This is a genomic window from Streptomyces sp. S4.7 (assembly GCF_010384365.1).
Classification (GTDB): Bacteria; Actinomycetota; Actinomycetes; order Streptomycetales; family Streptomycetaceae; genus Streptomyces.
On sequence record NZ_CP048397.1, the window covers coordinates 6,951,929 to 6,961,990 of the forward strand.

5 protein-coding genes are annotated in these 10,062 nt (G+C 72.6%); 3 read left to right on the forward strand and 2 right to left on the reverse strand.

The window, feature by feature from the left end:
* The first annotated feature begins 35 nt into the window (after positions 1–35).
* Positions 36–4,697 carry a type I polyketide synthase gene (locus SSPS47_RS30735; RefSeq protein ID WP_164253759.1) on the forward strand — a complete coding sequence of 1,554 codons (4,662 nt, stop codon included), beginning with the start codon at positions 36–38 and terminating at the stop codon, positions 4,695–4,697.
* A 43-nt stretch (positions 4,698–4,740) separates the two neighbouring features.
* Positions 4,741–6,216: an FAD-dependent monooxygenase gene (locus tag SSPS47_RS30740; RefSeq protein WP_164253760.1), complete on the forward strand. Its 1,476-nt coding sequence runs from the start codon at positions 4,741–4,743 to the stop codon at positions 6,214–6,216.
* Positions 6,217–6,334: 118 nt separating this feature from the next.
* Here the strand turns inward: SSPS47_RS30740 and SSPS47_RS30745 are convergent, their stop codons facing one another.
* Together SSPS47_RS30745 and SSPS47_RS30750 are read right to left on the reverse strand one after the other, a co-directional pair.
* Positions 6,335–7,768: an FAD-dependent monooxygenase gene (locus SSPS47_RS30745; RefSeq protein WP_164253761.1), complete on the reverse strand. Its 1,434-nt coding sequence runs from the start codon at positions 7,766–7,768 to the stop codon at positions 6,335–6,337.
* A complete protein-coding gene (locus tag SSPS47_RS30750) occupies positions 7,765–8,790 on the reverse strand; it encodes a 3-oxoacyl-[acyl-carrier-protein] synthase III C-terminal domain-containing protein (protein WP_147879039.1) in 1,026 nt (341 codons plus the stop codon). Before SSPS47_RS30750 ends, SSPS47_RS30745 begins: the two co-directional genes overlap by 4 nt.
* A gap of 306 nt (positions 8,791–9,096) precedes the next feature.
* On the opposite strand from SSPS47_RS30750, the gene SSPS47_RS30755 reads away from it, so the two are divergent.
* On the forward strand, positions 9,097–9,969 hold the full coding sequence (locus tag SSPS47_RS30755) for a class I SAM-dependent methyltransferase (protein WP_164253762.1): 873 nt from the start codon (positions 9,097–9,099) through the stop codon (positions 9,967–9,969).
* Positions 9,970–10,062: the final 93 nt, after the last annotated feature.

Consider the following 10,062-nt stretch of genomic DNA (forward strand, 5'->3'; position numbering starts at 1 on the left):
GTACGACGTGCCGAGGAGCTGAGGAGACCAGCGGGATGGCCAACGAGGAAAAGCTCCTGGACTACCTCAAGTGGGTGACCGCCGACCTGCACGAGACACGCCGACGGCTCGCCGACGCCGAAGCCGGACGCCACGAGCCCGTCGCCATCATCGGAATGGGCTGCCGCCTCCCCGGAGGTGTCCGGTCCCCCGAGGACCTGTGGCGGCTTGTCTCCACCGGCGGCGACGCCGTCTCCCGCTTCCCCCGTGACCGGGGCTGGGACGTCGAAGGGCTCTACGACCCCGACCCCGAACGGCCCGGCCACACGTACGTGAAGGAGGGCGGATTCCTCTACGACGCCGCCCACTTCGACCCCGAGGCGTTCGACATGACCCCCCGGGAGGCCGCGGCCACCGACCCGCAGCACCGGCTGCTGCTGGAGACCGCCTGGGAGACCTTCGAGAACGCGGGCATCGACCCCCTGTCCCTGCGCGGCACCGACACCGGCACGTTCGCCGGCGTCATGTACAGCGACTACGCCACCCAGGTCGGCAAAGCGCTCGAAGGGTACGAGGGGCACATCAGCATCGGCAGTGCGCCGAGCATCGCCTCCGGCCGTGTCGCCTACTCCTTCGGGCTCGAAGGCCCTGCCGTCACCGTCGACACCGCCTGCTCCTCCTCCCTGGTCGCCCTCCACCTCGCCGCCCAGGCCCTGCGCAACGGGGAGTGCTCCCTCGCGCTGGCCGGCGGCGCCACCGTCATGTGCGGGCCCGGCATCTTCGTCGAGTTCAGCCGGCAGCGGGGACTGGCGCCCAACGGCCGGTGCAAGCCGTTCGCCGCCGCCGCCGACGGCACCGGCTGGGCCGAGGGCTCCGCGCTGCTCCTGGTGGAACGGCTCAGCGACGCCCGCCGCAACGGGCACCAGGTCCTCGCCGTGCTGCGCGGCTCGGCCGTCAACCAGGACGGCGCCTCCAACGGGCTCACCGCCCCGAACGGGCCCTCGCAGCAGCGCGTCATCCGACAGGCCCTCTCCCACGCCGGCCTGTCGTCGGCGGACGTGGACGTCGTCGAGGCACACGGCACCGGCACCACCCTCGGCGACCCCATCGAGGCCCAGGCCATCCTCGCCACCTACGGTCAGGGCCGCCCCGACGGACAGCCGCTGCGGCTCGGCTCGGTCAAATCCAACCTCGGCCACACCCAGGCCGCCGCCGGTGCGGCGGGCCTGATGAAGATGATCCTGTCGATGCGGCACGGCGTGCTGCCCCGCAGTCTCCACATCGACGCGCCCACCCCGCACGTCGACTGGTCGGCGGGGTCCGTGGAACTCCTCACCGAGAACACCCCCTGGCCGGGCGGCGGCGAGCAGCCGCGCCGCGCCGGGGTGTCCTCCTTCGGTATGAGCGGCACCAACGCGCACGTCGTCATCGAGGAGCCGCCCGCCCCCGCGGAGCCGCCCGCCGCGCCGGTGCGCCCGGCCGGCCCCGTGACGCTGCGGCTCTCCGGACACTCCTCCGCCGCCCTGCGCGCCCAGGCCGACCGCACCCACCGCCACCTGACGGACCATCCGGACCTCGAACTGCCGGACGTGGCGCACACGCTCGCGACGGCACGGGCCACACTCGACCACCGGGGCGCCGCCGTCGGCGAAACCCGCGACGACGTCCTCGCCGCGCTGCGAGGGCTGGCCGACGGGTCACCGGCCGCCGTGAGCGGACGCGCCGTCGCCGGACGCCTCGCCGTCATGTTCACCGGTCAGGGCTCACAACGTCCGGGCATGGGACGGGAGTTGTACGCCCGGTTCCCGGTCTTCGCCGCAGCGTTCGACACCGTCTGCGCCGCACTCGACCCGCACCTGGACCGGCCGCTGCGTGACCTCGTACTCGCCGAGCCGGGCACCGCGGCCGCCGACGAAGCGGCCGAACCCCTGGACCGTACGCAGTACACCCAACCCGCCCTCTTCGCCCTGGAAGTGGCGCTCTACCGGCTGGCCGAGTCCTTCGGCGTCCGCCCCGACCACCTGATCGGGCACTCGCTGGGCGAACTGACGGCCGTCCACGTCTCCGGCATGCTGGACCTCCCCGACGCCTGCGCCTTCGTCGCCGCCCGCGGGCGCCTCATGCAGGCACTGCCCGAGGGCGGTGCCATGGCGGCCCTCCAGGTCGCCGAGGACCAGATCCTGCCCATGATCAGCGGCCGGGCGCACCAGGTCGGCATCGCGTCCGTCAACAGCCCCGACTCCACGGTGATCTCGGGGGAGCGGAGCGCCGTCGAGGAGATCACCGCCTTCTGGGAGGTCTGGGGCCACAGCACCAAGCGGCTCCGGGTCAGCCACGCCTTCCACTCACCGCTGCTGGAACCGATGCTGTACGAGCTCACCGAGATCGTCTCCGGTCTGACGTTCCGGCCGGCGGCGATCCCCGTCGTCTCCAACCTCACCGGGAAGGTCCTCAGCACCGAGGAAGCCGCCTCCCCGCGCTACTGGGCCGATCACGTCCGGCACACCGTACGGTTCGCCGACTCCATCGCCCACCTCGCCCAGCAGGACGTCCGGTTCTACCTCGAACTCGGCCCCGACGGCACCCTCACCGGGCTCACCTACGACTGTCTGACCAGCGGGGCCGCACCGAGCCCGGACGCCGCCGTCCTCGCCGCCGCACTGAGGCCCGGCGAGCCCGAGGCCATGACCTTCACGACCGCGTTGGCCCGGCTGCACGCGAGCGGCGCCCCGATCGCTCCTGACACCGACGGCTCCGGCACCCCCGCCGACGAACACCGCCCCCCGGGCGGCGCCCTCGTACCACTGCCGACCTACGCCTTCCAGCGGCGCCGGCTGTGGGTCGACCCGCCGCCGGGGCCGAGGCCCCGGACGGTCTCCGCCGGCGACACCCCCTTCTGGGCGGCCGTCGAGAACGAAGACCTCGACCAGCTCGCCGCCACCGTGCACGCCGACGACGAGCAGCGGGCCGCACTCGCCGCCCTGCTCCCCGCCCTCACCGGCTGGCGGCGCGCCCAGGACGGCCGCTACCGGCTGCGCTGGGACCCGGTCCCCGACCCCGTGCCCGACGCGGGAGACCACTCTGCCCCCGGCAACTGGCTCGCCGTGCTCCCCCCGGCGCTCGCCACCGCCGACGCCGCCGACGTCCTCACCGGGATCACCGGTGCGCTCACCGCCCACGGGCACCGGGTCGTCGCCTTCGTCGCGGACCCGGACGGCGAACCCTCACCCGCCGAACTCCTGCGCGCACAGCTCGCCGCCGGCGCCCCGGACGGCACGCCCTTCACCGGCGTACTGTCCCTGCTCGCCCTGGACGAGCGCCCGCACCACGACCACCCGGCCGTCTCCGTCGGTACGGCCCTCACCGCCGCACTCGTACAGGGCGTGGCAGCCGCAGCGCGCCCCGTACCGGTCTGGGGTCTCACCCGCGGCGCCGTCGCCGTCGAGGCCTCGGACGGCACCCGCCCCGAACAGGCCCCGGTCTGGGCCGTGTTGCAGGCCGCCGCCGCCGAACTCCCCACCTGGTCCGGGGGCCTGATCGACCTGCCCGGCACACTCGACGACGACGCCGGACGCCGACTGGCCGCCTTCCTGCGCGGCAGCGCCGAGCAGCAGGTCGCCCTGCGTCCCGCCGGGCTCCTCGCCCGCAGGCTGAGCCCGCTGCCGACGGACGGGAGCGACGTCTGGCAGCCCGGCGGAACCGTCCTCGTCACCGGCACCGACACCCCGTACGGCGCGCACGCCGCCCGGTGGCTCGCCGCGCACGGCGCCGAACATCTCGTCCTCCTCGCGGCCGAGGCGCCAACAGGACTGGCGGAGACGGGAGTCGGACTCACCCTGTGGCCGTACGACCCCACCGACGGCGACACGGACACCGACCACGACGCTCTCGCCGCCCTGCTGGCGGACGCACCGGTCACCGCCGTGATCCACACCACCGGCGCCGCCCACACCGACCCCCGCACCGCCCTGGCCACCGCCCACCACCTCGACCGGCTCACCCGCGACCGGGACCTCGCCGCCTTCGTCGTCTTCTCCGACCTGTCCGGCACCCTCGGACTGCCCGGCACCGGCGCCCAGGCCCCGCTCCACGCCCGCCTCGAAGCACTCACCGACGCCCGGCGGGCCGCCGGACTCCCCGCCGCGACCCTCGCGTTCGGACCGCTCACCGAGGAGCCGCACCTCGCTTTGCTCGGCGTGCGCCCCCTCGCGCCGAAGCCCGCGATGGACGTGCTCGGCCGGATCCCCGCCCGGGGCGCGGCCACCACCGTCGTCGCCGACATCGACTGGGCACGGTTCACCGCCGAACCGAACAACGCCCCCCTGGCGCTGCTGCGGGAGATCCCCGGCGCCCGTACCCCCGCCGCGCACGACGGCACCGGCCCGGCCGGCGCCGACCGTGACGCGGAGGGCGAACGGCTGCGCGCCCGGCTCGCCGAAGCGTCCGACGACGAAGAGGCGCGGGCCGTCCTGCTCGACCTCGTACGCGACTGTGCCGCCGACATCCTCGGCCACCACTCCGCCGACCAGGTCGGACCCGAGGACAACCTCGCCGAGATCGGCTTCTCCTCCTTCTCCGCACTCCAGTTGTGCACACGGCTCAACGCCGCCACCCAACTGACCATGCCCACAGTCGTCGTCTACGACCATCCGACTCCGGCCGGTCTGGCCCTGCACATGCACGGCCGGCTCGCCGCGACCGCACATCCCGCACGCTGACCGCCCACCGCGGCACGTGGAAGAACCCGGAATGGAGATTCCTTTGACTGGCACCGTCGTCATAGCGGGAGCAGGCCCGGTCGGCCTGTTCCTCGCCAGCGAGCTGCGGCTGGCAGGGGTGGAAGCCGTCGTCCTCGAACGCTCACCGAAGGCGAACGAGCACACCGTCGGCGGCACCCTCCACGCCCGCACCGCCGACCTGTTCGACCAGCGCGGCATCATGGACACCCTGCGCGCCGGGAACCCCCCGCTGTGGCCGCGACTGCACTTCGCCAGCTACTGGCTGGACCTCGCGCCCCACATGGAGGACGAGTACTCCCTCCTCCTGCCGCAGCAGTACACCGAAGAGATGCTCGAAGCCCACGCCACCGAGCTCGGTGCCGACATCCGGCGCGGCCACACCTGCGTCAGCCTCACCCAGGACGCCGACGGCGTCACCGTCGGGGTACGCGCCGACAGCGGCGACTACGAGCTTCGCGGCGCCTACCTCGTCGGCTGCGACGGCGGTGACAGCACCGTCCGCGAACTGGCCGCGTTCCCCGTCCAGGAGAGCGGCCCGCGCTGGTACGGCCTGCTCGCCGACGTCGAGTCCATCGAGGGCGACTGGCACCCGGGCAACTACCCCGGAGGCCAGTTCGCGGTCATCCGGTCGCCGCACGAGGGCGGCCCCTCGCGCATCATGACGCTGGAGTTCAACGAAACGACCCAGCCGCCGCCGGCCGACCAGCCCGTCAGCGTCGAAGAGGTGATCGCCAGCACCGAACGGATCACCGGACGCACCCCCGTCGTCGGCGAAGTCCAGTGGCTCCACCGCTACACCAACACCACACGCGAGGCCGAGAACTACCGGCAGGGCCGCGTCTTCGTCGCCGGGGACGCCGCACACCTGCACGTCGCCTTCGCGGGCCACGGTCTCAGCACCGGCCTGCACGACGCCGCCAACCTCGGCTGGAAGCTCGCCGCGGTCCTCGACGGACGCGCCCCCGACAGCCTCCTCGACACCTACGACGAGGAACGGCGGCCGGTCGGCCACCGGGCCTGCGTCTTCACCCAGTCACAGATGGCGCTGCTCACCCAGGGCCAGCAACTCGACATCCTGCGGCAGCTCTTCACCGACCTGGTCAAGCTTCCCGAGGTCAACCACCACCTCATCACCACCGTGACCGACGTCCGCTACGCCCTCGACGGCGCCGAGAAGGAGGACACCCACCCCCTCCTCGGCCGGCCCGTGCCGAACCAGCTCGTGAAGGACGCGGACGGACAGGCCACCGCCGTCGCCGAAGCACTCCGCGCCGGCCGCGGCGTGCTGATCGACCTCACCGACGGCGCCGCCGCACTGCCCGACACCTCCGGCCGCCGGGGTCACCTCGACAGCGTGTCCCGGGGCCCGGCCGACGCCGTCGACGCCACGGCGCTGCTCGTACGCCCCGACGGCTTCGTCGCCTGGGCCGCGACAGCCGACACAGGAAACGACGGCCTGGAGCCCGCACTGCGCCGCTGGTTCGGCGACACCGCCTGACACGGCGGAAGACAACGAAGAGGTGCCCCGGGCGTCGGTCACGACACCCGGGGCACCCTCACGTTGCGCGACTCGCGGCCGTACGACTCACACGGTCGCCCACCGGCCCACCCGTCCGTCAGCGGACGGCGACCCGCGCCGGCCCACGCAGAAGAGCCAGCTCGGCCCCGCTCAACCGGGGCTGCGGCAGCGGCTTCGCACCCGACGCCGCCGCGGCACGTACCGCGTCGAGCACCCCGGCGTCCTCCAGACCCGCCAGCGGCTCCGACATCGACATCACCCCCGTCATCGCCACGTTCACCCCGGCATCCCGCGACGCGGCCGCCTGCAGCAGATCCGCGAACCGCGCCCGCGCCTCGGCCCGCGCCCCCAACTCCGCGTCGCGGGACACGATCCGGCACTCGGGGAACCGCACGTCCTGCGACGTCGCCCACAGCCACGGATCGTCCACCGCCGCGCTGATCGCCCCCACCGTCTCCCGCGCCCGCTGGGGACGCACCCCGTGCGCAGCGAGCTCGTTCCGCAGCGCCTCGGCGCCACGCGCCGCCGCCGTCATCCCGTGCCCGTACGCGGGGTTGAGCGCCGACAGCGCGTCCCCCAGCACCAGCAGCCCCGCCGGCCAGGACGGCATGCGCTCGTACCGCAGCCGCCGGTTACGCGTACTGCGCGTACTGCGCGGCTCCGTCAGCGGCTCGGCCGCGGCGACCATACGCGCCACCAGCGGATGACGCAGACTCCGCGCGAACGCCGCGAAACCCGGCGCGTCGGCGGGCGGACGCGCACCCCGGCTGCCGGACAGCGACACCATCCACCGATCACCCTCGATCGGCACCACCAGACCGTTGCGCGCCGGTTTCGCCACCCGGTGGTCCGCGTACAGACTCACCACCGGAAAGACACCCGCCGCGCCCTCGGGCGCCCGGAAGACCCGCGTGGTGTACGTCAGGCCGGAGTCCACCGTCTCCTCCTCGGCCGCCGGCAGACCGAACCCCGTCAGCCAGCCGCTCAGCCCCGAGCCACGCCCCGTCGCGTCCACCACGACATCGGCGGCCAGCAGCCGCTCCGCGCCCCCCTCGCCGTCCCGCGCCCGAACCCGTACACCGCTCACGGCTCCGGCGTCACCGGCCAGACCGGCGGCCACGGTGCCCTCAAGCACCGATACGTTCGGCAACGCGAGCACACAACCACGCAGCACCCACTCCAGCAACGCCCGACTGCACGTGAGCATGTACTGCGTCTCGGGGAACCGCTCGCACCAGCCGGCCGCCGACATCAGCAGCATGTCCCGCTGCACCCCGACCCGTCGCGCGCCCGCCGCCAGCAGCCGCTCGGTCGCGCCCGGCAACAGCCGCTCCACCGCCCGCGCCCCACCGGACCACAGCACATGCGCGTGCTCCGCCTGCGGCACACCCGTACGCGCCGCGGGCCCCTCGGCCGGGTACTCGTCCCTCTCCACGACGGTGACCGAACCCACGTACGGCGCGAGAGCCGCGGCGGCCAGCAGACCGGCGACACTGCCGCCCAGCACCACCGCGTGAGTCCCCCCGCTCACAGCACCTCCACGGCGATCCCGCCCCTGACCCACTCGGTGGCCTCGACCGTCAGACCCACGACACGCCCGCCACTGCCCAGACCGGCCAGCGCACGCTCCAGCTGGAACAGCAGAAGCCCGTTGCCGTTGTTGCCCGTCTCCTCGACACGGCTCGTCACACTCGACTCCGCCACACCCAGCAGCTCGCACACCCGCTCCGTGACACGCCCGGAGTGCTGCGGCGGAAGCACCGCGTCGACATCGGAGTCCTTCCACCCGACATCGTCCAGCAACTCCCGCCACGCCTCGGCCGCCAGCACCGGAACCTGCGTCTCCACAGCGCCCCGGTCGTCGGTCACGGCCGGCGCCCCCGTCCCGGCATGGGCACCGAACCACTCCACGGTCTGCGCCGGAGGAAGCCCGCCGACCAGCCGGGTGCGCACCCGCCGGACCACGGCGGCCCCCGGGCGCGGCTCCACGCTCAGCACCGCGCACCCGGCGCCGTCACCCGCCAGTGCCATCGAGACCAGCTCGGCGGGGGACAGATGCTTGATGTCGCCACTGGGATCGAAGTGCTTGACCCAGGTGTCGCCGCCCAGAACCAGCGCCGTACGGGCCGAACCGCCCGCCAGGCGCTGCACGGCGATCTCCATCGCCTGCACGACCCCCGCACACCCGGACTGCACCTGGTACGACGGCACGCCGTCGATGCCCAGCCGGTCCGCGACGATGTTGACCGTCGCGGGCATCAGCATGTCCGGCATGCTCGTGCCCATCACCAGCAGATCGACGTCCTGCGCGTCCAGCCCGGCCGCCGCCAGCGCCTCCCGCGCCGCGGCCTCCCCGAGATCCGCCAGGGTGTGGGTGATCTCGCCGGACTCCAGGTCCCTGGCCAGATGACGGGAGCGGATCCCCACACCCGTCTCGGCCCAGCGCGCCCAGCTGTCCCCGACACCGAGCCGGTGCGCCAGCGCCACGTTGTCGACCGGAGGACCGGGCAGGGCCGTCCTGACCGACAGGATGTGAATGTTCGGACTGTCCATCCCGTCTCCAATTCTCCCGCGCACACGTGCGGATGACATACCGGACGCCGATGCTGTCGCCGTCGGCTAAAGCCCCCCTAACTCACCGTTCCCCCACATGAGACGCACTCCGCGGCATTCAGATTCTCTTTAGCGGGTTGCTAGGCGGCTCTGTTGAGAATGAGGCCGTCCGTATTCCGCACAGTAGGGCCGTCAGCACGCGCCGCGGTGAGACAGCACGGCCATCGCCAACCCCTGCGGCCTGCTTGGTCAGGAGGAAAGCGAATTATGGCAAGACCGCAGGCATCGCTTCGCGAGGACGTCCGCATGTTGGGCAGCCTCGTCAAGTTCCGAATGGCCAGCGACTGGACCAAGAAGGTCCAGAGCATTTACGAGATGTACCCCCCTGGGCACCTCATGACCGAGGAGAGCACCTACTTCAACCAGGGGTACTGGGAGACCGGGAACGAGACGTACGACGCGGCCCAGGAAGCCCTCGCCGGCCTGCTGGCCGACACCGTGGGCATGCGCGAGGGCGACACCGTCCTCGACTGCGGATTCGGCTACGGAGACCAGGACTTCTACTGGCTCAAGAGCCGTAGGCCCCGGCAGATCTTCGGCATCAACATCACGCCGAAGCACGTCGAGTTCGCGAGCGACCGGGCGCGGCGCGAAGGCGTCACGGACCGGGTCAACTTCCAGCTCGCCTCCGCCACGGAGATCCCGTTCCCCGACAACACCTTCGACCGCGTCGTGTCGCTGGAGTCGGCCATGCACTACCAGCCGCGCAGCCAGTTCTTCAAGGAGGCCTACCGCGTCCTCAAGCCCGGCGGTGTCATCGCCACGGCCGACATCGTCCCCATGCCCGGCGCGGGACCGCGAGAGAACCTCAAGGCCCACGCACTCGGCTGGCTCAAGTGGACCGTCGACGACCGCAACTGGCACGACCGGGACGTCTACGCCGAGAAGCTGAGCCAGACGGGCTTCGAATCGGTCGGCGTCACGACCATCCAGCCCAAGGTGTGGGAGCCCTGGCGCGCCTACATCACCAAGAAGGTCGCCGACCCGGCGTTCAAGCCCACCGTGAGCAAGCTCTACTACCGTGTCCTGCAGAAGGCATGGGCGGACCCCGAGCTGCTCAAGCGGGAACTGGAGACCGTGGACTACATCATGGCGGCCGGCACCAAGCCCCTGACCTGACCGGGGGCATGACATGCAGTGGGGGCGGTCCACCAGGGACCGCCCCCACTGTCGTACGTATGTCAGGAGTACCGGCCCCGGCTGTCAGCACTA

Excerpts from the sequence above, each read along its gene's own strand:
- SSPS47_RS30755 (WP_164253762.1), top strand. The coding sequence starts at position 9,097 with ATGTTGGGCAGCCTCGTCAAGTTCCGAATGGCCAGCGACTGGACCAAG.
- SSPS47_RS30735 (WP_164253759.1), top strand. The coding sequence starts at position 36 with ATGGCCAACGAGGAAAAGCTCCTGGACTACCTCAAGTGGGTGACCGCC.
- SSPS47_RS30750 (WP_147879039.1), bottom strand. The coding sequence starts at position 8,790 with ATGGACAGTCCGAACATTCACATCCTGTCGGTCAGGACGGCCCTGCCC.